This window comes from Citrobacter sp. RHB35-C21, from assembly GCF_013816515.1.
In the GTDB taxonomy this organism is placed as follows: domain Bacteria; phylum Pseudomonadota; class Gammaproteobacteria; order Enterobacterales; family Enterobacteriaceae; genus Citrobacter; species Citrobacter braakii.
The window spans coordinates 3,566,927-3,588,599 of record NZ_CP057147.1; the positions used below are offsets into that span (position 1 = coordinate 3,566,927).

The window sequence follows — 21,673 nt, forward strand, 5'->3', positions numbered from 1 at the left end:
AATGGAACTTCGAAATAAAAAATTGACCCATGACGAATTCATGACCGAAAGGCATCAGGTATTACAAACCTGGGAAACCGGCAAAGACGTTGAGAACTTCGAAGATGGCGTGAAGTACCAGCAATCAATCCCGGATAAAAAGCGCTTCTCCCTTGCTCTGCTGAAGGCCGATCAGGAAGGGAAAACCCTGAGCCAGCCGCGCGCAGGCGTAGCATTAATGGATGAGCATATTGCGCTGCTCAAAACATTGCAGGAAGAGTGCGACCTCCTGCCGAGTACTATCGATGCCTATACCCGTCTGAACCGCTATGAAGAAGCCGCCGTCGGGATCCAGAAATCTATCGAAGCAGGTACTTCTAAGCTGAATGGTTTACCGGTCGTCAATCACGGGGTTGCTGCCTGCCGTCGTATGACTGAAGCGCTGGAAAAACCGATCCAGGTTCGTCACGGCACGCCGGATGCGCGCCTGCTGGCAGAAATCGCCATGGCCAGTGGCTTTACCAGCTACGAAGGCGGCGGCATCTCCTACAACATTCCTTACGCTAAACGTGTCACTCTGGAAAAATCCATCCGCGACTGGCAGTACTGCGACCGCCTGATGGGCCTGTACGAAGAGAACGGTATTCGTATCAACCGTGAACCATTTGGCCCACTGACCGGCACCCTGATCCCGCCGTTTATGTCCCACTCGGTGGCGATTATCGAAGGTCTGTTGGCTCTGGAACAAGGCGTCAAGTCAATTACCGTTGGCTACGGCCAGGTCGGTAGCCTAACGCAGGATATTGCAGCGATTCAGGCGCTGCGCGAACTTTCCCACGAATATTTCCATAACCACGGCTTCGACGATTACGAACTGAGTACCGTTTTCCACCAGTGGATGGGCGGATTCCCGGAAGATGAAGCAAAAGCCTTCTCCGTTATCGCCTGGGGCGCAGCGGTTGCTGGTATGTCAGGTGCCACCAAAGTGATCACCAAAAGCCCGCACGAAGCGTTCGGTATCCCAACGGCGGCAGCGAACGCCCAGGGTCTGAAAGCTTCACGCCAGATGCTCAACATGGTCAGCGACCAGAAATTCCCGCAGTGCGCTGCCGTGGAGCAGGAAGTTGATCTGATTAAGAGCGAAGTCCGCGCGGTGCTGAAGAAAGTCTTCGAACTGGGCAATGGCGACATTGCGCGCGGTACGGTGCTGGCCTTTGAAGCAGGCGTACTGGATGTACCTTTCGCGCCTGCCGCCTGTAACGCCGGTAAGATCCTGCCTGTTCGCGATAACACAGGCGCCATCCGTATTCTCGAAGCCGGTGCCGTTCCGCTGCCGAAAGACATTCTCGCCCTGCACCACGACTACGTCGCAGAGCGCGCGCATTTCGAAGGCCGCAAGCCTTCTTTCCAGATGGTCATTGATGACATCAACGCCGTATCCCACAGTAAATTAATAGGAAGACCATAATGAAAATTAAACAGGCCCTTTTCACAGCTGGCTACTCCTCATTTTATTTTGACGATCAGCAGGCCATCAAAAACGGCGCTGGTCATGACGGGTTTATCTATACCGGCGCTCCGGTAACGCCTGGATTTACGTCTGTTCGTCAGGCGGGTGAATGCGTATCCGTACAGTTGATTCTGGAAAACGGCGCGGTAGCGGTGGGCGATTGTGCAGCGGTGCAATATTCAGGTGCAGGTGGACGCGATCCGCTGTTCCTGGCTGAAAACTTCATTCCGTTTCTCAACGATCACATCAAACCGCTGCTGGAAGGCCGTGACGTTGATTCGTTCCTGACCAACGCCCGTTTCTTTGACGAACTGCGTATTGACGGCCATCTGCTGCATACCGCCGTACGTTATGGTCTGTCTCAGGCGCTGCTCGACGCGGCGGCACTGGCTACCGGTCGTCTGAAAGCAGAAGTGGTTTGTGATGAATGGCAACTGCCGTGCGTCCCGGAAGCCATTCCATTATTTGGCCAGAGCGGCGACGACCGTTATATCGCCGTCGACAAGATGATCCTCAAAGGTGTGGACGTCCTGCCGCATGCGCTGATCAATAACGTAGAAGAGAAGCTGGGCTTCAAAGGCGAAAAACTGCGTGAGTACGTCCGCTGGTTGTCTAACCGCATCCTGAGCCTGCGCACCAACGAAACCTATCACCCGACGCTGCATATTGATGTCTACGGCACCATCGGTCTGATCTTCGATATGGATCCGGTGCGTTGCGCCGAATATATCGCCAGCCTGGAAGCCGAAGCTCAAGGCCTGCCGCTGTACATTGAAGGCCCGGTAGATGCCGGTAACAAGCCGGATCAGATCCGCATGCTCACCGAGATCACTCAGGAGCTTACCCGTCTGGGTTCCGGCGTGAAAATTGTTGCGGATGAATGGTGTAACACCTATCAGGATATCGTGGACTTCACCGACGCGGGCAGTTGCCACATGGTGCAGATCAAGACCCCGGATCTGGGCGGTATTCACAACATCGTCGATGCGGTGCTGTATTGCAACAAACACGGAATGGAAGCCTATCAGGGTGGTACCTGTAACGAAACGGAAATCAGTGCGCGTACCTGCGTACACGTCGCGCTGGCTGCGCGTCCAATGCGCATGCTGATCAAGCCGGGTATGGGTTTCGATGAAGGTCTCAACATCGTGTTTAACGAAATGAACCGCACCATCGCGCTGTTGCAAACTAAGGATTAAGAGATGGCACGCACATTTAAGATCTTATCGCCTACGGCTATCCTGGGTTATGGCTTCCCGGAAGAAAGTTTTCGTAAAGCCATGGAAGAGTCACCGGATCTTATTGCTGTTGACGCAGGTTCCTCCGATCCAGGCCCCCACTATCTGGGGGCGGGTAAACCCTTTACCGACCGGGCCGGTGTGAAACGCGATCTGCGCTATATGATCGTGGCAGGCGTGAAGAACAACATCCCGGTAGTGATCGGCACGGCTGGTGGTTCTGGCGCAGCTCCGCATCTGGAGTGGTGTCGCCAGATAATCCATGAGATCGCACAGGAAGAAAAACTGTCCTTCTCAATGGCGTTAATCCCGTCTGATGTCGACAAAGAAATCGTTCATCAGGCGCTGGATAACGGCAAAATCACCGCGCTCGATTTTGTGCCTGAACTGACTCACGATGCAATTGAAGAGAGCACCTACATTGTCGCGCAGATGGGCGTCGAGCCTTTTCAGCGTGCGCTCGAAGCTGGCGCGCAGGTGGTTCTGGGCGGACGTGCCTACGATCCGGCCTGCTTCGCCGCGCTGCCAATAATGCAGGGCTTTGATGAAGGTCTGGCACTTCATTGCGGGAAGATCCTTGAGTGTGCTGCCATTGCCGCCACCCCTGGCTCCGGCTCAGATTGTGCGATGGGGATCATTGATGACAACGGCTTTACGCTGAAGGCGTTCAATCCCAAGCGTAAGTTCACTGAAACTTCCGCTGCGGCGCACACCCTGTATGAGAAGTCCGATCCGTACTTCCTGCCAGGACCAGGCGGCGTGCTGAACCTGAAAGCGTGCACCTTTACCCAGGTTAACGAGGGCGAAGTGTATGTCAGTGGTTCACGTCATGAAGAAACACCGTATGCGTTGAAACTGGAAGGCGCGCGTCAGGTTGGCTTCCGTTGCCTGACCATCGCCGGAACGCGCGACCCAATTATGATTGCCGGGATTGACACCATTCTCGAAGAGGTACAAGCAAGTGTGGCGCGTAACCTCTCACTGAATGACGACAGTATCCGCATGACGTTCCACCTGTATGGTAAGAACGGTGTGATGGGCAACCATGAACCGATGAAAACCGCCGGTCATGAGCTGGGGATTTTACTGGATGTCGTTGCGCCGACGCAGGATATCGCCAACAGCGTTTGCTCGCTGGTACGCTCTACCCTGTTGCACTACGGCTATGAAAATCGCATTGCGACTGCGGGCAACCTCGCCTTCCCGTTCTCGCCATCTGATATTCAAAGTGGACCGGTGTATGAGTTCTCGATCTATCACCTGATTGAAGCGAGCGATGCGCTGCGATTTGATTTTCACATTGAACAGGTGACGCCAGAAGGAGTTCAGGCATGAAACACTCAATTTGTTCACTGGCGCAGGTTATTCGCTCCAAAAACGCCGGACCGTACGAACTGGTTTTAGATATTTTATTTAAAACCAGGGAAGACTATCAGCGGGTAAAAGCCTGCGAGCAATTAACACCGCAGCTCATTGCCAGTTTATATAATGTTGAACCTGACTTCATTCACAATATCGTGTGGTTCGATCCGGCGAATGCCGTAAAAATCGTCATGCCGCGCGATATTATTTCCGGCAACGTCGGTGATAATGATGTTTATGGTGCTCAGCAACACGCTCCATTATTAAGTATTGAGTTCGACTTGTAACAAAACACACAATAACAACCATTGGAGCACAGAATTCAGCGGTATCACAGTGCTTCGAATTATTCATGCGGTTGGTCACAACAGGCGTGCGTCTGAGCTGCTGTCCAGGCTCAGGCGCACGCCACCCTACACAATTCCAATTACCAGCCTTTATCCGATGGAGTACACATGAAGAAAATAAGTTTAACGAAGATGATCATATTAGGCCTGATACTCGGCATGATTGCCGGGGTGGCCATAAATAATATGGCCGCGGCTGAAACCGCAAAATCCTATGCAGCAGATATTTCTATTTTTACCACTATATTCTTACGCATGGTAAAAATGATTATCGCGCCATTGGTTATTTCAACTCTGGTTGTTGGTATTGCCAAAATGGGCGATGCCAAAACGCTGGGACGTATATTTTCGAAAACCTTCTTCCTGTTTATTTGCGCCTCTCTGGTGTCAATTGCACTGGGTCTGGTTATCGTTAACATCTTCCAGCCAGGCGCGGGGATCAACTTCGTGCCACATGACGTCGGGGCCGTTGCCGCCGTTAAGTCAGAGCCATTCACGCTGAAAGTGTTCATCTCGCACGCGGTACCGACCAGTATTGTCGATGCGATGGCGCGTAACGAAATTCTGCAGATCGTGGTGTTCTCAATTTTCCTCGGTTGCAGCCTGGCCGCGATTGGTGAAAAAGCCGAGCCTATCGTGAAGGTTCTGGATTCACTGGTACACGTGATGCTGAAGCTGACGGGCTACGTCATGCTGTTTGCACCACTGACCGTATTTGCCGCTATTTCTGGTCTGATTGCCGAACGTGGTCTGGGGGTGATGGTCAGCGCCGGGATCTTCATGGGTGAATTCTATCTGACCCTGGGTATGCTGTGGGCAATCCTGATTGGCCTGTCAACCATGATAGTCGGGCCTTGCATCGCGCGTTTGACCAAATCAATCCTCGAGCCTGCACTGCTGGCCTTTACTACCTCCAGCTCAGAAGCCGCCTTCCCGGGCACCCTGGACAAGCTGGAAAAATTCGGCGTTTCTTCAAAAATCGCCAGCTTCGTTCTGCCTATCGGTTATTCCTTTAACCTGGTCGGCTCCATGGCGTACTGCTCATTTGCCACCGTCTTTATTGCTCAGGCGTGCAACATTGAGCTGAGCATGGGCGAGCAAATTACCATGCTGTTAATCCTGATGCTGACCTCTAAAGGGATGGCGGGCGTACCGCGTGCATCAATGGTGGTTATCGCCGCAACCCTGAACCAGTTCAACATTCCTGAAGCTGGTCTGATCCTGTTGATGGGCGTCGATCCGTTCCTCGATATGGGTCGTTCTGCTACCAACGTCATGAGTAACGCAATGGGTGCTGCCATTGTAAGTCGCTGGGAAGGAGAACACTTCGGCCAGGGTTGTCGTGGCACTGCGCCAGTGAAGACCCCGGAACAAGAACGTCCGGTTACCGAAACAGAAGTCGCGTTGTCCTGATACCACGTTATTGCCGGATGGCGTTTGCGCTTATCCGGCCTGCATAACGTTTAACTATCCGTTGGCCGGATAAGGCGGTAAGCCGCCATCCGGCACCATGATGAGTACACCAACAGGATTGCACCATGACTAAAACTCTTCTCGGCGTGAGTATTTTTTCCTTCAGCGTTTTGTTCAGCGCAACGACTCTCGCGCAAATCACGCCGGATTACGCAAAGCTTATCGACCAGGCACATCAAAAATATAAAAGTAACCACGATGGAAAAGTCGCCGACTACATCCCTGCCCTGGCGACCTACAGCCCGAATAACTTTGCCATCACCATTGCCACGGTGGACGGCAAGATCTACCAGGTTGGCGATGTTAACAAACCCTTCCCCATGGAATCCCTGAGCAAAGTCTTCACCATGGCGCTCGCCATGGAACAGCACGGCCCTCAGGTGGTGCTGGATAAACTCGGGGCCAATGCCACCGGCATGCCCTTCAACTCCGGTTTAGCGGTTGAGCTGACCAAAGGCGCGCCTGAGAACCCGCTGGTAAACGCCGGGGCGATGAGCACCGTTAGCCTGATTGAAGCCAAAGACAAAACCGATCGCTGGAACAAAATCCTCGACAACCTGAACGTCTGGGCCGACGCCACGCTCACGGTTAATGAGCCGGTCTTTAAATCCGAGATGGAAACCAACCAGCACAATCAGGCGCTGGCGAAGCTGATGGAATCCTATAACAGCTTCTATGGCAATACCGACGAAGCTGTCGAAATTTATACTCGTCAGTGCTCGGTGGATATCACCGTTGAGCAACTGGCCAAAATGGGGGCGGTACTGGCGAACAAAGGCAAATCTCCATTCAACGGCAAGCAGTTGCTGAATGAAAAATATGTTCCGCAGGTGCTGGCAGAAATGGCGATTGCCGGACTATACGACGGCAGCGGTAAATGGCTCTACACCGTGGGCATCCCAGCAAAAAGCGGCGTCGGCGGCGGTATGGTCGCCGTTGTCCCGGGCAAATATGCAATTGCCGTCTATTCTCCGCCGCTGGATGAAGCCGGTAACAGCGTTCGCGCCCAGAAAACGATCGAATATGTCGCCGAAGCGACAAAAGCCAATGTCTTTTTAGCGCATTAAGCAATTACGGATGGCGTGAGCGCCATCCGACATATTAACTAAAAGGTGAGATGTAAACATGTCTAAACCATTTGTCTGGCAGGAACTCTTTGTTCAGAGTAAAGATAATACCGAATATGAATTACTGAGTAACCAGCACGTTGCGGTAACGGAGTTAGACGGAGAGGAAGTGATTAAGGTTGCGCCAGAAGCGCTAACCTTATTAGCCCAGCAGGCATTTTATGAGGCTTCATTTTTCCTGCGCGCCGGACATTTAAAACAGATAGCCAGCATTCTGCACGATCCGCAGGCCAGCAGTAACGATAAGTACGTCGCATTGCAACTGCTACGCAATGCTGAGGTTTCGGCCAAAGGCGTCCTGCCCAACTGCCAGGATACCGGGACGGCAACCATTGTGGCCTGCAAAGGACAGCATGTCTGGACCGGCGGCGATGACGCAGAAGCATTAAGCAAAGGCGTGTACACCACCTTCACCGAAAACAACCTGCGTTACTCGCAAAATGCCCCGCTGGACATGTATACCGAGGTCAATACACAGACTAACCTGCCGGCGCAAATCGACATCAGCGCCACGCCGGGTAATGAATACCGTTTCCTGTTCGTCAACAAAGGCGGCGGCTCTGCTAACAAAGCGGCGCTGTTCCAGGAAACCAAATCTATTCTGCAGCCGGAAAAGCTCACCGCGTTTCTGATCGAAAAAATGAAATCACTGGGTACAGCCGCCTGCCCGCCGTATCACATCGCTTTCGTCGTTGGAGGCTTGTCCGCCGACCAGACGCTGAAAGTTGCTAAACTGGCTTCAACTAAATATTACGATAACCTGCCCACCAGCGGGAATGAACTGGGTCAGGCATTCCGCGATACGGCGCTGGAAGCCGAGCTGCTCAACGCCAGCCGCGAGTTTGGCATCGGCGCGCAGTTTGGCGGCAAATACTTTGCCCACGATATCCGGGTGATCCGCCTGCCACGCCACGGCGGCTCCTGCCCTATCGCCATGGCTCTCTCCTGCTCAGCCGACCGCAACATCAAGGCCAAAATCAACAAACACGGAATCTGGCTGGAGAAACTCGAGCATAATCCGGGCAAATTTATTCCCGATTCGCAGCGGGTGGAAAATGGCGCTCAGACCGTACAACTGGATCTGAATCGTCCGTTGCGCGAGATCCTGCAGGATCTCACCACTCTGCCAATTGGGACGCGTTTATCGTTAAACGGCCCGATTGTTGTGGCTCGCGATATCGCGCATGCCAAAATCAAAGAGCGCCTGGATAACGGCGAACCGATGCCAGATTACATGAAAAACCATATCGTCTATTACGCGGGCCCGGCTAAAACCCCCAGTAATCTGGCCTGCGGTTCGCTCGGTCCTACAACCGGCGGGCGCATGGACGGTTACGTCGATGCTTTCCAGGCCGCGGGCGGCAGTCTGATCATGTTGTCGAAAGGCAACCGCAGCGCGCAAGTCACGGATGCGTGTCGCAAACATGGTGGTTTTAACCTTGGCAGCATTGGCGGCGCCGCAGCCTTGTTGGCGCAGCAGTACGTGAAGAGCCTGCACTGCCTTGAATATCCCGAGCTCGGAATGGAAGCGGTGTGGATGATGGAAGTTAAAAATATGCCGGCCTTCGTATTAGTGGATGACAAAGGCAATAACTTCTTTAGCCAGTTTGAGCAGCAGCATCGCTGCGCAACCTGTCCGGCAGGACATTAAGGAGTCACCATGGAAGCGCGAGCCAATAATGACAGACACCGCCAGCGTCAGCAGAAACTGAAAGAACAGGTTGATACCCGCGTGGCGGCGGCAACGGAGAAGAAAGGGATCCTGATTGTCTTCACCGGCAACGGTAAAGGAAAATCCACCGCAGCCTTTGGTACGGCAACGCGCGCGGTTGGTCACGGAAAAACCGTTGGCATCGCGCAGTTTATTAAAGGCCAGTGGGATAATGGCGAGTACAACACGCTGCAACCGCTCGGTGTCGAATTTCATATTATGGGCACCGGATTTACCTGGGAAACCCAAAATCGGCAAGCGGATATCGAGGCGGCAACGGTAGTCTGGCAGGAAAGTAAGCGCATGCTGGCTGATCCGCAGTACGATCTGGTGGTGTTGGATGAGCTCACCTACATGCTGGCTTACCACTATCTGGACACCCAGGAGGTTATCAGCGCCATCGAAAATCGCCCTGTGGAGCAAAGCGTCATCGTGACCGGGCGCGGATGCCATGCGCTGTTACTGGAACTGGCCGATACGGTCAGTGAAATTCGCCCGGTCAAGCACGCGTTTGACCGCGGGATTCAGGCACAGATTGGAATCGACTGGTAGCCGTTCTTTTGCCGGATAACGATGCTAACGCGTCTTATCCGGCCTACCAATCTTTGTAGGCCTGATAAAGCGCAAACCACCATCAGGTAGCCGACACCACGGACTTACTGAGCAACCAGTTACGAAATGTCTGTAAATGCGCAGACTCCGATTTCTCTTCACGCCACGTCATAATGAAACGGTTCCCGGTGCGCATCGGAACATCGCAAGGAATGACCATATCACCATTGTCCAGATCGTGCTGAATGGCAAAACGAGGAAGCAGCGCAACCCCCAGATTAGAACGGACCGCCGCAATCAACATCGACAACAGATCAAATCTCGGCCCTTTATTTACCAGCGGGCTGCTGACGTTGGACAGCGCAAACCATTCCTGCCAGCCTTTGATTCGCGTACTCTGGTGCAACAGCGGGTATTCGTTCAGCAGTTCGTGGACTGACAGTTTCCGTTCCGGTTCAGCCAGCAGACAGCGGCTGCATACTGGCAGAATTTCCTCTTCAAACAGGTACTCAACCTCTGACCACGGTGAGTAGAAATCTTCGCGCATAATTGCCGCATCATACTCACGATTAAGAAAATCACCGATATTCGCCAGCGAATGGATGTTCACGATAATATCAGGATTGAGTTTGTTAAACTCGCGCAGGTTGGGGATCAACCAATGCGTACTGAACGTCGGATTTACCGCCAGCTCAATAACCTGTACGGTCGGTTGCCAGGTCATTATTGTGGTCGTATCGCGCTCGAGTTTATTTAACGTTTCTTTAACGATACTTAAATAGTGTTTGCCGGCCGCATTTAAAAAAATACGTTTTTTGGCATGATTAAATAGCGCGGTATTAAGAAAATCCTCCAGTGCATTCACCTGGCGGAAAACAGCACTTTGTGTTAACGCCAACTCTTCAGCTGCCCGGGTATAACTTTCGTGACGCGCAACCACTTCAAAAGTTACCAGCAACTCCGTTTTGGGTATTTTTCCTCTCATAACCTCTTCCATATGCAGCGTACAAAAATAGTTTAATTTATAAAAAATAATTCAAGGCACCCAGATAAGCACCGAGAGTTATATTTTATTTTCTCCATTGATGTCATTGATCCAATCCATGATTTGCTCACACTGATGGCGGATAAATATTAACCAATAATACTCAAGCACAACAATAAACACAATTTAAATAAGGTTAAACCTAAGTAAATAGTGCCAATAAGTTCTTAATAATTTTTCAAGTCTTCTTGTTTATTGCAGAAAAAACTTTGCGAGATTAATCAATATTATCCATGCGCTAATCCTGGATAATTTCACGTTATAACTTACGGGCAAACGACTGCTTTTAATCATTTATTGATGTCGTTTGTGCCATTTTTTGACAGACGTGATAAAGGACACATTGTGAAAACTTTCGGAAAGGTCTGGCTCGTTGGAGCAGGTCCTGGTGATATTTCATTACTGACCCTCAAAGCAATGATGTGCATTAAACAGGCCGACGTCATTATTTACGATCGGCTGGTCAATCCTAAAATTTTGGAATGGGCATTACCTGACTGCCTGCTTATCAATGTCGGCAAAAATCCAGGCTTCCATTGCGTTCCCCAGGATGAAATCAACGCACTGCTGGTCCAGTATGCCCAAACACACCACAACATTGTGCGCCTCAAAGGTGGCGATCCGTATGTCTTTGGCCGTGGGGCTGAAGAAGTGGAGGATCTGGTTGAAATGGGCATCCCTTTTGAAGTTGTACCGGGTATTAGTTCTACGATTGGCGGCCTGACCTATGCCGGTATCCCGGTGACGCATCGCGATTTTGCCTCCGGTTTTCACGTGGTGACAGGCCACACGCGGGAAGGCAATCAGCAGCAGGACTGGCGTCAACTGGCGAAACTTAACGGCACGTTGGTCATCGTCATGGGTATCGCCAATCTGGCGTTTATCTGTGAAGAGCTGTTGATGGGCGGAAAATCAGCAGACACGCCCGCCGCGCTAATTATGTCTGCGACCCGGGAAAATCAACGCCGCCTGACCTGCACGCTCGGTTCATTATTGAGCAAGGCGCAGGAAGCTAATATTGTTCCACCGGCGCTGATTGTAATCGGAGATGTGGTGACCCTGAGCGATCGGCTCTCTTTTATACCTGAAGCCATCACGCTGCCAGACAATCTTTACTGCGAAAGTCTGGCGTGACGAAAAGACTGGGGCGACGTTTGATGCGCCGCCCGGAAAACGCGGCAAAAGTAACTGGTTTGCGCGTATTGCAATTTCCTGGCAATACTGTCTATGGAATGAACCGGATCGTGTAATAACTCCCCTGCTTTTTGCATTTTTTTCTGACTCACCCAGGTTTTAAAATTAACACCCTGGCGTTTCTTGAAAAACCGGCTGAAATAGTTCGCGCTTAAGCACACATGAGCCGCGACAGATTCCAAAGACAATTCACCATACAAATTCTCGTCAATATAACGCAGCGCCGCCATAAGTTTTTTCTCGTGACGTGAAGGCTCAGTGAAATAATGATGAGCGTATCGGGTTGCCGGAACCTCAATCTTCTCAGAGATCAATTGTTCTTTCTCAAAATTATCAACAATAAAACTTAACAAATTTGCCGACGCCACCAGCACATTATTATCCACCACCGCAGACTGGCCCCACTCAGCTTTAATTTCGGGGTTATTAATCCATGAGTTTTTGTTATCAATAGCGATAGTTTTATATTCCTGATATTTTACCCGCACCTGCCCGCAGATAATAAAACCGTAAAGGTGTCCCTCATGGATTAATGGCATCGAGAACAGGCTTAGCCCTGCATGACAGGTGAGTATTCTGGGTTTAAGCTGTTTTAATGCCTCAAAAGCACAGTACTTGTCGCACTTTTGGCAACCTGCTCGATAGCGCTCATCCGCACGCATTAATGTGCAAAACGAATTAAAATTATGACATTTAGACAACGCTATACCGTTAATATCAACGACGACTGTGGCTAACCCAGTGGCTCGGGAGAAGAGTTCTGCGATAGAGAAAAAACGTTGTAAATAGTCATCCTGGATTTTCAGCGGCACGTTATCCTCCGGCATTAATAATATTAAGGCCGCTAATATGCAAAAATTAGCCTCAGGAAAGAATGATGCTCACCGCAAAAAATAATCTCATTTGTGCAGATGATTATGATCAATTGGCAAGAAAATTATAGCGACCACGATAATACTCTGCAGCACACCGCGACTTCGCTTTCTCAAAGATTAACGAATCTTCACACCCTCTTGTGAAACTCTTTTCGCAACACTCAACACCTAACTTCATTATTTTCAATAAATTACCCGTTTTTAATCTGAATCGATGATGTGCTTATTTGTGATAATCATCATGTGAATGTGAAAGGCCCTCCTGAATAATATGTTCAATTAGCAAACAATCTGAACGGAGTTGATCCATGGCCGTCACCACAGGCGTTATCGCCGACGATTTTACCGGCGCAACGGACATTGCAAGCTTTATGGCGCAGCAGGGGTGGCGCGTCGCGCTTCTGCCCGGTATGCCCGATACCGCGCAATGCTGGAATGAAGAGGTTGACGCTATCGTCATCTCGCTGAAAAGCCGCTCATTACCCGCAGAACAGGCCGTCGCCCAATCCCTGTCCTGTGCCCGCTGGCTGAAACAAAATGCAGGTGTCCGCCAGATTTATTTTAAATATTGTTCGACGTTTGACTCCACGCCAACAGGCAATATTGGCCCGGTCAGCGATGCATTGATGAACGACCTGCAGGTTCCGCTGATCGTCCACTGCCCTGCTCTGCCGCAAAACGGACGCACAGTGGTGCATGGTCATCTTTTTGTACACGGTGTACTGCTTAACGAATCCGGAATGGAAAAGCATCCGCTCAATCCAATGAACGATGCCAGCCTGCCGCGCCTGCTGAGCGCGCAAACGCCAGGCGCGGTTGGTTGCATCAACCTCACGACCCTGCGTCAAGGTGTGGAAGCGGTCACTTACGCCCTGGCCCAACTTCAGGCTGAAGGTACGCGTCACGTTATCGTCGATACGCTGGATGAAGCAGATCTCAACACGCTGGCGCAAGCTCTCCATGCCAGCCCTCTGTTAGCCGGGGGCTCCGGGCTCGGCGGCGCGCTGGCCGCCTGCAGCGGAGGCCAGCAATCCATGCCGCCGGACTCTTTTCCACTGCCTGCCAAAACGGTGGTGTTCTCCGGTAGCTGTTCGGCAATGAGCAATCGTCAGGTTAATCGCTACAAGGCCGCGGCAGCGTCTCGTTTGCTTGATGTGTCCCGCTGCCTGTCTGATGCCGAACGCTACACCGATGAACTGAGCGCCTGGGCGATGACGCATATCAGCGACCCATTAGCGCCACTGATATACGCCACCCAGCCGCCAGACGTACTCAAACGTATTCAACAGGAGCACGGCGAACAGGTCGCCAGCCAGGCAATCGAACACGCTTTTGCCCGGCTGAGTACAAAGCTACGAACTGCGGGTGTAAACACCTTTATCGTCGCGGGCGGAGAAACCTCCGGCACCGTTGTGGAAGCCTTGCAGGTGAAGCGTCTGTCCGTCGGCAAAGCCATTGCGCCAGGCGTGCCGTGGGTATTTTCCTCCGGTCTGGCGCTGGCGCTGAAGTCAGGCAACTTTGGTGACGACGATTTCTTTTTTACTGCCCAGGAGTACGCATTATGAATTCGGTGAGTGAACACCAACTGCGCGAACTACTCGTCCACTATGGCCGTTCCCTGTTTATGCGCGGTTACAGCAGCGGCGGTTCCGGCAATCTTAGCGTCAAAATGCCGGATGGCGGCTATCTGGTGACCCCGACCAACTCTTGTCTGGGCGAGCTTGATCCTGCCACGCTAAGTCGGCTGGATGCCAACGGCGTTCATCTTAGCGGCGACAAACCCTCAAAAGAGGTGCCCATGCATCTGGCGTGGTATCGACATCGGCCATCCTGCGGCGCGGTCGTGCACCTGCATTCTCCATGGCTGACCGCGCTCTCCTGCCTGCCGTGCACCACGCCGAAAAACTGCCTGCCGCCGTTAACGCCGTACTATGTGATGCGCGTCGGGCAGTTACCGCTGCTGCCCTATTTCAAGCCTGGCCATGAAGGCATTGCCAGCGCACTGAGTGAAATCGCGGCAGACCATACGGCCGCGCTGCTGGCCAATCACGGGCCGGTAGTAAGCGGTCGCTCGCTGCGTGAGGCGGTGTTTAACGCTGAAGAACTGGAAGACAGCGCCCGCATCTGGCTTACGTTAAAACCGCTTGGCTATGTTCCGCTCTCAGAAGAAGCGGTGGCCGAACTTGAACATTCCCGGCAAGCGTGAGGTGACATAATGATCCCCGAGCAACGACGTGATTTTATCTACCGCTACGTGCACGAAAAAAATGCCGCCTCATTTAATGAACTGGCAGATTTGATGAGCGTATCGCATATGACCGTGCGTCGCGACATCCAGTTGCTGGAAGAAGAAGGCAAAGTTATCGCCATTAACGGCGGAGTGAAGCTCAATAACCTGCTGAAATCCGAGCTGCCATGGCGGGAAAAAGCCGAGTTGAATCATGACGTGAAACGTAAAATGGGCCAGCTCGCCGCCATGCTCATTGAGCCCGGACAAACGCTGTATCTGGATGCCGGAACGTCGTTGTTTGAAGTGGCGAAAGCGGTCGCCGCCAGCCATTGTTTCAATCTGACGGTAGTAACCAACGATTTTTCCATCAGCCACTATCTGATGGATATGCCGCACATCACGCTCTATCACACCGGTGGTCTGGTGGATCAGCGTAACCGCTCATGCCTTGGAAAAAGCGCCGCCAGTTTTCTGCGCACCATTAATATTGACGTGGCGTTTCTGAGCTCCTCATCGTGGGATACCGAACGCGGCATGTCGACGCCGAGCGAAGGGAAAGCCTCGGTTAAAGAAGCGGTACTCACCGTTTCCCGGCGTCGGGTGCTGGTCTGCGACAGCAGTAAGTTTGGCAAATACGGCATGTTCCATATCTGTGGGCTGGAACAGTTAACCGACATTATTTCTGATAACCGGTTACCGGAAAACGCCCAGCAAACTCTTGCCAGCCAGGGCGTTAAGCTGCATCTGGTTGATAACCGGGAGGGTGCGCGCCATGCTGAAGTTAGCGGCTAACCTCGACTGGTTGTTTACAGATTTACCAATAGCGGCGCGATTTGCGGCGGCGCAGGCGGCTGGTTTTCGCGGCGTTGAAGGGCTATTTCTCTGGCAGCACCCGCTGGCGCATTTGCACGCTGCACAGCGGGAAACATCCCTGCCGGTGGTGCTGATGAACGCACCGGCGGGTAACTGGGCACAAGGTGAGCGGGGACTGGCCGCGCAGCCCGGTCGAGACCCGGAATTTCACCATAGCCTCAACGTGGCGCGTGATTACGCCACGGCGCTGGGCTGTCGTCGGGTTCACATTATGGCCGGTTCGCGCTGCGACGATCTGACGCTTCACGCTCAGCGCACTCTCCTGACCAACCGGCTGCGTATCGCCTGCGATATGATGGCTGAAGCGGAAATCGATGTGCTGATTGAACCGTTAAATTCTCAGGATATGCCCGGTTATTTTATTGACAACTTTCCGTTGGCCGAATCTATTATTCAAGAGGTTGGCAAGAAAAATATCGGTTTACAGTTTGATATTTACCACTGTCAGAAAATTCATGGCAATGTGGCAAAAAATATTGAACGCTACTTCACCTTAATTAAACATTTTCAAATTGCTTCTGTCCCCTATCGCCATGAACCGGGAACAGGTGAATTAAATGAAACATGGCTATTCGATTTTATTAGAAAAATGAATTACCAGGGCTGGATTGGCTGTGAATATCAACCATCAACATCAGGGCCCGACTCATTAAACTGGATAAAGCCTTACCTATAATTTAAATATCTCTGTACCGGAGGAAAATATGTCGGATACTGTTATTATTTCGCTGGCACCCGTTGCCGCGGATTGCCCCAGAGTTATACCCGCAGAACTGGCGCAGGAAATACTCGCCAGCGTAGAGCATGGCGCGTCCATCGTGCATTTACACGTTCGCGATAAACAGGGTCGCCTGACGCCGGATACCACCGATTTTCAGGCGACCATTGATAGCGTCATGCGCCATTCAGACCTGATTATTCAGGCATCTACCGGCGGCGTCTCTTCAATGTCCATCGCCGAACGCTGCGCGCCACTCTCCTGCCCCGGCGTAGAGATGGCTTCGCTGAACGTCGGTTCCGTCAACCTCGGAGATGCGGTGTACTTTAATCCCAGTCCGGACGTGGAATATTGCTCCCGGCAAATTGTCGAGCACAATATTATTCCCGAGTTTGAAGTTTTTGAAATTGGCATGATTAATAACATCCTGAACCTTGAAGATAAAATAAAATTCCAAAAACCCATGCTCTTTAATATCGTCCTCGGCCATCGCGGCAGTACGCCAGCAACCATTGACGCTTTAATTGCTCTGCGTAGCATGATCCCGCGCGATGCCTTATGGGGTATTACTCATTTTGGCAGAAAGAACTTCGATATTATTGCCGCCGCCGTCGGCATGGGGGCCAGTGAAGTACGAATCGGCTTTGAGGATAGCTATTATTTAAGCGCTGAAGAAAAAGCACAGCATAATTACCAGCAGGTTGCCAAACTCGCCACGCTCATTCGCAGCATGGATAAAAAAGTCGCCACGCCAGAAATTGCGCGGCACATGTTATCTATTCCATCCCGGCAGCAATAACAACAGCAAGGACATTTCAACATGACTATGACCACTGTTATTCACAAAACCGGACTCGGCGTCAGCGTTGCGGGCGCGGCGCTAGCGATTATCGGTGCGCTAATCCAGTCCGCGGCGCTCTGGCAGCCCGGGCTGGTGATGTTCACCGCCGGATTCGCCGCCGGTGCAGGCTACTGGCCGGGTCTACGCAGCTATCAGTTTACGCTATGGATCATCGCCGGGTTTGTCGCCGCCATGACCTGGTCTACGGATCTGATCGTCTGGGGCGGTTTCAATATCACCCATAAATGGATCGTATTCCTCGTCATTCAGGCCACCATGTTTAGCATGGGCACTAAGCTAACGATCCAGGATTTTATTGACGTCGCCAAAATGCCGTGGGCGGTGTTTATTGGCACCTTCTGCCACTTCGTTATCATGCCTCTGCTCGGCCTGAGCATTACGCTTATCTTTAACTTTCCGCCTGAGGTAGCGGTCGGGATTCTGCTGATTGGCGCCTGCCCAAGCGGACTCTCCTCTACCGTCATGGTCTATATCGCGAACGCCAACCTGGCGCTGGCGGTCTCGATCGCCGCAGTCTCAACGCTGGCGGCGACGGTGATGACGCCGCTGTGGGTTAATCTGCTGGCGGGGTCGATGATCGATATCCAGCTCACCGCGATGGTAATGGATGTGGTGAAAATCGTATTAATCCCCATCGGCGCGGCAATTCTGCATGACTATCTGAAAACCTATGCGGGCGTGCGAGGACGCCGTGTCGTCCAGATGCTGGCCGGGATCGGCGCTCTTTGGCTGCTGTATATGATTGCTGGCGGCTGGGACGCGCTGTTTGGTCACGCCAGCGCCGACGCGCAAATGTACGCGGTGGTGCTCAACTTCGTGGCAGGCGGTCTCGTCTGGGCATTGTTCTACAACTGGCTGTATGGCCGCGTGGCGGGCGTGAAGAAAATCATGCCGACCATCTCAATGATGGGGATCATTTTCTTTACGACCACCGCAGCCGCAGCCGGGCGCGAGAATCTGGTGCAGGTCGGCTTCCTGCTCTGCTTCGCCATGTTGATGCATAACCTCGGCGGCTTCCTGATTGGCTATCTGATGAGCCGCTGGATCTTCCGCATGGACGTACAGTCTGCCCGCACCGTAGCCTTTGAAGTCGGCCTGCAAAACGGCGGCATGGCGTCCGGGCTTGCCGCAGCGATGGGCAAACTGGCAACGGTTGGCCTGGCCTCGGCGGTGATGACTCCGCTTGGCAACGTCAGCGGCTCGCTGCTCGCGAACTACTGGCGCAAGAAAGACGCCAAACAGGCGCAGGCCGCCGCAGCCAAAGATCCCGTTCAACCCGCTTGCGAAAATCTGTCAAAAGGATAATCACGATGACAACTCTCACTCTGGGGCATGCCCTGCGCGCCGTGGCCTCTGCGCTCGACCTTGCCGAAACATGTTACGCAAAACGCCCGTTAAGCGTGGCCGTATGCGACGCCAATGGCGAACTACTCAGCTTTGCGCGGATGGATAACGCCAAACTGTTAACCATCGAGTTAACCCAGCGCAAAGCACGCACCAGTAGCCGCCTGGGCTGTACCACGCAGGCATTTTTACAGCGACTGCAGAAAGAGCAACTGGATATTGGTTATTTTGCCGACCCGCTGTTTACGGCGCTGCCGGGCGGGATCCCGATTCTGCACCAAGGAAAATGCCTTGGGGCCGTCGCGGTAGGCGGTTTATCCGCGCAGGAAGATCATGATGCGGCGCTGGCCGTCGCGGAAACGTTACTTAAGGAGATTGCCCAATGAAAAAGGTCGCCATGCTGCATACCAGTGCCGCCACGCTTACGATGATGCAACAGCTGATTGCCGACATCATGCCGGATGTTGAAGTCATGCACCTGGTGGAAGAATCCATGATCAAGCAGGTAATGAAGGCCCAGGGCGTGACGCCCAATATTGCCGCCCGCATCGCCGATTATGTACATATTGCCGAAAAGGCGGACTGCGATATCTTTATTACCGCCTGCTCCTCAATTGGTACTGCGGTGGAGCAATGCCAGTTTATGACCCCACTGCAGCTCGCACGCATTGATTGCGCAATGGTGGAAGAGGCGATTGAAAAAGGTGAGCGGATCGCCGTACTGGCGACCGTGGCAACCACGCTGAAGCCAACGCTGGATTACGTACAGCGCAAAGTGCAGCAGAGCGGTAAATCGCGAACCATCACGCCTATATTAATGGAGGAGGCATTCCACGCGCTGCTGGCGGGAGACATGGATACTCATGACCGTATCGTCAGTGAAGGGTTACAGAGCGCCTTTACCCAGGCAGATGTTGTGATGCTGGCGCAGGCCTCGATGGCGCGCGTTTTACAGCAGCTCCCTTCCCCGTCGGTGCCGGTAATGACCTCGCCGGAAAGCGGAATTCGCTGGTTGAAAACACTGGCTGAAAGCTGAATTACAGGCCAAAAAAAGGCCATCATCAGATGGCCAACCATGTCGAAACGGGACCAGCCCTTGACTATGCAGAGAGTCAGGGCTGTTTTTTTTCTTACTTAATCACTGTTTTCAGCGCTTCGCCGATATCGGCCAGGCTACGAACGGTTTTCACGCCAGCGGCTTCCAGCGCAGCGAATTTCTCATCCGCCGTACCTTTACCACCTGCGATGATCGCACCAGCATGACCCATACGTTTACCTTTCGGCGCCGTCACACCCGCGATGTAACCCACAACCGGCTTGGTCACATGATCTTTAATGTACGCCGCTGCTTCTTCTTCCGCGCTACCGCCGATCTCACCGATCATGACGATCGCTTCAGTCTGCGGATCTTCCTGGAACAGCTTCAGGATATCGATGAAGTTAGAGCCAGGGATCGGGTCGCCGCCGATACCCACACAGGTAGACTGACCAAAACCATAGTCGGTGGTCTGCTTAACCGCTTCATAGGTCAGCGTACCGGAACGAGAAACGATACCGACTTTACCAGGCTTGTGAATATGGCCCGGCATGATGCCGATTTTACATTCACCAGGGGTGATAACACCTGGGCAGTTCGGGCCAATCATGCGCACGCCAGCTTCATCCAGCTTCACTTTCACAGTCAGCATATCCAGCGTTGGGATACCTTCGGTGATGGTGATGATAAGCTTGATGCCTGCATCGATAGCTTCCAGGATGGAGTCTTTGCAGAACGGAGCCGGAACGTAGATAACGGTGGCGTTTGCGCCGGTCGCTTCTACCGCTTCACGTACGGTGTTGAACACCGGCAGACCCAGATGCGTGGTGCCGCCTTTGCCCGGCGTAACGCCGCCGACCATTTGCGTACCGTAAGCAATCGCTTGTTCAGAGTGGAATGTCCCCTGGCTACCGGTGAAGCCCTGGCAGATAACCTTGGTATCTTTATTAATTAAAACTGACATTATTTCCCCTCCACTGCGGCAACAACCTGCTGAGCTGCATCCGTCAGACTTTTCGCTGCAATAATATTCAGGCCGCTATCAGCCAATTTTTTCGCGCCGAGTTCAGCGTTGTTACCTTCAAGACGTACCACGACCGGAACGTTAACGCCCACTTCTGCTACCGCGCCGATGATACCGTCCGCGATCAGGTCGCAGCGTACGATACCGCCGAAGATGTTAACCAGTACGGCTTTAACATTGTCGTCAGAGAGGATAATTTTGAACGCTTCGGTTACACGTTCTTTGGTCGCACCGCCGCCAACGTCGAGGAAGTTAGCCGGTTCGCCGCCGTGCAGTTTAACGATGTCCATGGTGCCCATTGCCAGGCCCGCGCCGTTAACCATACAACCGATGTTGCCGTCCAGAGCGACGTAGTTCAGTTCCCACTGTGCAGCCTGTGCTTCACGCGGATCTTCCTGAGACTGGTCGCGCATTTCACGCAGGTCAGCCTGGCGGAACAGCGCGTTACCGTCAGCGCCCAGTTTGCCGTCGAGGCAGATCAGATCACCCTGCTTGGTCACCACCAGCGGGTTGATTTCGATCAGCGCCAGATCGCGCTCAAGGAAGATAGTCGCCAGACCCATGAAGATCTTGGTGAACTGCTGAACCTGTTTACCTTCCAGACCCAGTTTGAACGCCAGTTCACGACCCTGATAAGGCATCGGACCGGCCAGCGGATCGAGCGCTACTTTGTGGATCAGGTGCGGCGTTTCTTCCGCCACTTTTTCAATTTCCACGCCGCCTTCGGTAGAGGCCATGAAGACCACGCGACGGGAACTACGGTCAACAACTGCGCCGAGGTAAAGTTCTTTACCAATGTCGGTCGCTGCTTCAACCAGAATCTGATTTACCGGTTGACCATGGGCGTCTGTCTGGTAAGTGACCAGACGTTTACCCAGCCAGTGTTCAGCAAAAGCGCGAATGTCTTCTTTGCTGTTCACAACCTTCACACCGCCCGCTTTACCACGGCCACCAGCGTGAACCTGACATTTCACTACCCACGGGCCTGCGCCGATTTTAGATGCAGCTTCTTCAGCTTCACGCGGAGTAGTACAGGCATAACCCACCGGTGCCGGTAAGCCATAGCGGGCAAAAAGTTGTTTTGCCTGATATTCATGTAAGTTCATGTGTTCTGTCCATCCTTCAGGTAATCGTTATCTTTTACCCGTAGGCCTGATAAGCCTCCAGACCTAC

The 21,673-nt window shown here is 52.7% G+C and carries 21 protein-coding genes; 17 read left to right on the forward strand and 4 right to left on the reverse strand.

All coding sequences use genetic code 11. The features are described from left to right. Nucleotide 1 precedes the first annotated feature (1 nt). From HVZ39_RS17465 to cobO, 8 genes are all read left to right on the forward strand, one after another. A complete protein-coding gene (locus HVZ39_RS17465) occupies nt 2-1,447 on the forward strand; it encodes a methylaspartate mutase subunit E (protein WP_016156014.1) in 1,446 nt (481 codons plus the stop codon). Next, on the forward strand, nt 1,447-2,688 hold the full coding sequence (locus HVZ39_RS17470; RefSeq protein ID WP_016152305.1) for a methylaspartate ammonia-lyase: 1,242 nt from the start codon (nt 1,447-1,449) through the stop codon (nt 2,686-2,688). Before HVZ39_RS17465 ends, HVZ39_RS17470 begins: the two co-directional genes overlap by 1 nt. Nucleotides 2,689-2,691: 3 nt before the next feature. Next, nucleotides 2,692-4,062, forward strand: coding sequence for an acyclic terpene utilization AtuA family protein (locus HVZ39_RS17475; protein WP_016156013.1), 1,371 nt, complete (start codon nt 2,692-2,694; stop codon nt 4,060-4,062). Continuing rightward, nucleotides 4,059-4,376 carry a DUF4387 domain-containing protein gene (locus HVZ39_RS17480; RefSeq protein WP_016152303.1) on the forward strand — a complete coding sequence of 106 codons (318 nt, stop codon included), beginning with the start codon at nt 4,059-4,061 and terminating at the stop codon, nt 4,374-4,376. The genes HVZ39_RS17475 and HVZ39_RS17480 overlap by 4 nt, the downstream gene beginning before the upstream one ends. 168 nt (nt 4,377-4,544) lie before the next feature. Next, on the forward strand, nt 4,545-5,849 hold the full coding sequence (locus HVZ39_RS17485; protein WP_181632762.1) for a dicarboxylate/amino acid:cation symporter: 1,305 nt from the start codon (nt 4,545-4,547) through the stop codon (nt 5,847-5,849). 125 nt (nt 5,850-5,974) lie between these two features. Then, the gene (gene glsA / locus HVZ39_RS17490) at nt 5,975-6,976 is read left to right on the forward strand and encodes a glutaminase A (RefSeq protein ID WP_181632763.1); all 1,002 of its coding nucleotides are present in this window, start codon (nt 5,975-5,977) and stop codon (nt 6,974-6,976) included. A 58-nt stretch (nt 6,977-7,034) separates the two neighbouring features. Further along, complete coding sequence (locus HVZ39_RS17495; protein WP_016152300.1) at nt 7,035-8,687, forward strand: class I fumarate hydratase; 1,653 nt, start codon at nt 7,035-7,037, stop codon at nt 8,685-8,687. Nucleotides 8,688-8,696: 9 nt separating this feature from the next. Beyond that, nucleotides 8,697-9,299 carry a cob(I)yrinic acid a,c-diamide adenosyltransferase gene (gene cobO, locus HVZ39_RS17500; protein ID WP_016152299.1) on the forward strand — a complete coding sequence of 201 codons (603 nt, stop codon included), beginning with the start codon at nt 8,697-8,699 and terminating at the stop codon, nt 9,297-9,299. Nucleotides 9,300-9,381: 82 nt separating this feature from the next. Here cobO and HVZ39_RS17505 read toward each other — a convergent pair whose 3' ends face one another. Then, nucleotides 9,382-10,284: a LysR substrate-binding domain-containing protein gene (locus HVZ39_RS17505; RefSeq protein WP_016152298.1), complete on the reverse strand. Its 903-nt coding sequence runs from the start codon at nt 10,282-10,284 to the stop codon at nt 9,382-9,384. A gap of 405 nt (nt 10,285-10,689) precedes the next feature. On the opposite strand from HVZ39_RS17505, the gene cobA reads away from it, so the two are divergent. Continuing rightward, nucleotides 10,690-11,478, forward strand: coding sequence for a uroporphyrinogen-III C-methyltransferase (gene cobA / locus HVZ39_RS17510; protein WP_019076302.1), 789 nt, complete (start codon nt 10,690-10,692; stop codon nt 11,476-11,478). Here the strand turns inward: cobA and HVZ39_RS17515 are convergent. Further along, nucleotides 11,457-12,350, reverse strand: coding sequence for a PocR ligand-binding domain-containing protein (locus HVZ39_RS17515; RefSeq protein WP_181626328.1), 894 nt, complete (start codon nt 12,348-12,350; stop codon nt 11,457-11,459). The two genes, cobA and HVZ39_RS17515, sit on opposite strands and share 22 nt — an antisense overlap. A gap of 371 nt (nt 12,351-12,721) precedes the next feature. Between HVZ39_RS17515 and otnK the strand changes: the two genes are divergently transcribed. Genes otnK through HVZ39_RS17555 form a run of 8 tightly spaced genes read left to right on the forward strand, consistent with a single transcriptional unit; the run spans nt 12,722 to nt 19,476 of the window. Continuing rightward, a complete protein-coding gene (gene otnK / locus HVZ39_RS17520; RefSeq protein ID WP_181632764.1) occupies nt 12,722-13,978 on the forward strand; it encodes a 3-oxo-tetronate kinase in 1,257 nt (418 codons plus the stop codon). Next, nucleotides 13,975-14,619 (forward strand): aldolase, encoded by a 645-nt coding sequence (locus HVZ39_RS17525; RefSeq protein WP_016152294.1) that lies wholly within the window; start codon nt 13,975-13,977, stop codon nt 14,617-14,619. The genes otnK and HVZ39_RS17525 overlap by 4 nt, the downstream gene beginning before the upstream one ends. 9 nt (nt 14,620-14,628) lie before the next feature. Then, entirely contained in the window at nt 14,629-15,435 is an 807-nt protein-coding gene (locus HVZ39_RS17530) for a DeoR/GlpR family DNA-binding transcription regulator (RefSeq protein WP_046274719.1), read from the forward strand. Then, on the forward strand, nt 15,416-16,192 hold the full coding sequence (locus HVZ39_RS17535; protein ID WP_181632765.1) for a TIM barrel protein: 777 nt from the start codon (nt 15,416-15,418) through the stop codon (nt 16,190-16,192). Before HVZ39_RS17530 ends, HVZ39_RS17535 begins: the two co-directional genes overlap by 20 nt. A 28-nt stretch (nt 16,193-16,220) precedes the next feature. Further along, nucleotides 16,221-17,033: a 3-keto-5-aminohexanoate cleavage protein gene (locus HVZ39_RS17540; protein WP_181632766.1), complete on the forward strand. Its 813-nt coding sequence runs from the start codon at nt 16,221-16,223 to the stop codon at nt 17,031-17,033. Nucleotides 17,034-17,054: 21 nt separating this feature from the next. Next, nucleotides 17,055-18,401 carry a bile acid:sodium symporter family protein gene (locus HVZ39_RS17545; RefSeq protein ID WP_047359475.1) on the forward strand — a complete coding sequence of 449 codons (1,347 nt, stop codon included), beginning with the start codon at nt 17,055-17,057 and terminating at the stop codon, nt 18,399-18,401. 5 nt (nt 18,402-18,406) lie between these two features. Beyond that, nucleotides 18,407-18,826 carry a heme-binding protein gene (locus tag HVZ39_RS17550; protein WP_016152289.1) on the forward strand — a complete coding sequence of 140 codons (420 nt, stop codon included), beginning with the start codon at nt 18,407-18,409 and terminating at the stop codon, nt 18,824-18,826. Then, complete coding sequence (locus HVZ39_RS17555; protein ID WP_181632767.1) at nt 18,823-19,476, forward strand: aspartate/glutamate racemase family protein; 654 nt, start codon at nt 18,823-18,825, stop codon at nt 19,474-19,476. The genes HVZ39_RS17550 and HVZ39_RS17555 overlap by 4 nt, the downstream gene beginning before the upstream one ends. A 94-nt stretch (nt 19,477-19,570) precedes the next feature. On the opposite strand, the gene sucD is transcribed toward HVZ39_RS17555, so the two are convergent. Then, entirely contained in the window at nt 19,571-20,440 is an 870-nt protein-coding gene (gene sucD / locus HVZ39_RS17560) for a succinate--CoA ligase subunit alpha (RefSeq protein WP_181632768.1), read from the reverse strand. Then, nucleotides 20,440-21,606, reverse strand: a complete 1,167-nt coding sequence (sucC, locus tag HVZ39_RS17565) for an ADP-forming succinate--CoA ligase subunit beta (protein WP_003022927.1) — start codon at nt 21,604-21,606, stop codon at nt 20,440-20,442. Before sucC ends, sucD begins: the two co-directional genes overlap by 1 nt. Nucleotides 21,607-21,673 lie beyond the last annotated feature (67 nt).

Excerpts from the sequence above, each read along its gene's own strand:
- HVZ39_RS17465 (WP_016156014.1), top strand. The coding sequence starts at position 2 with ATGGAACTTCGAAATAAAAAATTGACCCATGACGAATTCATGACCGAA.
- HVZ39_RS17470 (WP_016152305.1), top strand. The coding sequence starts at position 1,447 with ATGAAAATTAAACAGGCCCTTTTCACAGCTGGCTACTCCTCATTTTAT.
- HVZ39_RS17475 (WP_016156013.1), top strand. The coding sequence starts at position 2,692 with ATGGCACGCACATTTAAGATCTTATCGCCTACGGCTATCCTGGGTTAT.
- HVZ39_RS17480 (WP_016152303.1), top strand. The coding sequence starts at position 4,059 with ATGAAACACTCAATTTGTTCACTGGCGCAGGTTATTCGCTCCAAAAAC.
- HVZ39_RS17485 (WP_181632762.1), top strand. The coding sequence starts at position 4,545 with ATGAAGAAAATAAGTTTAACGAAGATGATCATATTAGGCCTGATACTC.
- glsA (WP_181632763.1), top strand. The coding sequence starts at position 5,975 with ATGACTAAAACTCTTCTCGGCGTGAGTATTTTTTCCTTCAGCGTTTTG.
- HVZ39_RS17495 (WP_016152300.1), top strand. The coding sequence starts at position 7,035 with ATGTCTAAACCATTTGTCTGGCAGGAACTCTTTGTTCAGAGTAAAGAT.
- cobO (WP_016152299.1), top strand. The coding sequence starts at position 8,697 with ATGGAAGCGCGAGCCAATAATGACAGACACCGCCAGCGTCAGCAGAAA.
- HVZ39_RS17505 (WP_016152298.1), bottom strand. The coding sequence starts at position 10,284 with ATGAGAGGAAAAATACCCAAAACGGAGTTGCTGGTAACTTTTGAAGTG.
- otnK (WP_181632764.1), top strand. The coding sequence starts at position 12,722 with ATGGCCGTCACCACAGGCGTTATCGCCGACGATTTTACCGGCGCAACG.
- HVZ39_RS17525 (WP_016152294.1), top strand. The coding sequence starts at position 13,975 with ATGAATTCGGTGAGTGAACACCAACTGCGCGAACTACTCGTCCACTAT.
- HVZ39_RS17530 (WP_046274719.1), top strand. The coding sequence starts at position 14,629 with ATGATCCCCGAGCAACGACGTGATTTTATCTACCGCTACGTGCACGAA.
- HVZ39_RS17535 (WP_181632765.1), top strand. The coding sequence starts at position 15,416 with ATGCTGAAGTTAGCGGCTAACCTCGACTGGTTGTTTACAGATTTACCA.
- HVZ39_RS17540 (WP_181632766.1), top strand. The coding sequence starts at position 16,221 with ATGTCGGATACTGTTATTATTTCGCTGGCACCCGTTGCCGCGGATTGC.
- HVZ39_RS17545 (WP_047359475.1), top strand. The coding sequence starts at position 17,055 with ATGACTATGACCACTGTTATTCACAAAACCGGACTCGGCGTCAGCGTT.
- HVZ39_RS17550 (WP_016152289.1), top strand. The coding sequence starts at position 18,407 with ATGACAACTCTCACTCTGGGGCATGCCCTGCGCGCCGTGGCCTCTGCG.
- HVZ39_RS17555 (WP_181632767.1), top strand. The coding sequence starts at position 18,823 with ATGAAAAAGGTCGCCATGCTGCATACCAGTGCCGCCACGCTTACGATG.
- sucD (WP_181632768.1), bottom strand. The coding sequence starts at position 20,440 with ATGTCAGTTTTAATTAATAAAGATACCAAGGTTATCTGCCAGGGCTTC.
- sucC (WP_003022927.1), bottom strand. The coding sequence starts at position 21,606 with ATGAACTTACATGAATATCAGGCAAAACAACTTTTTGCCCGCTATGGC.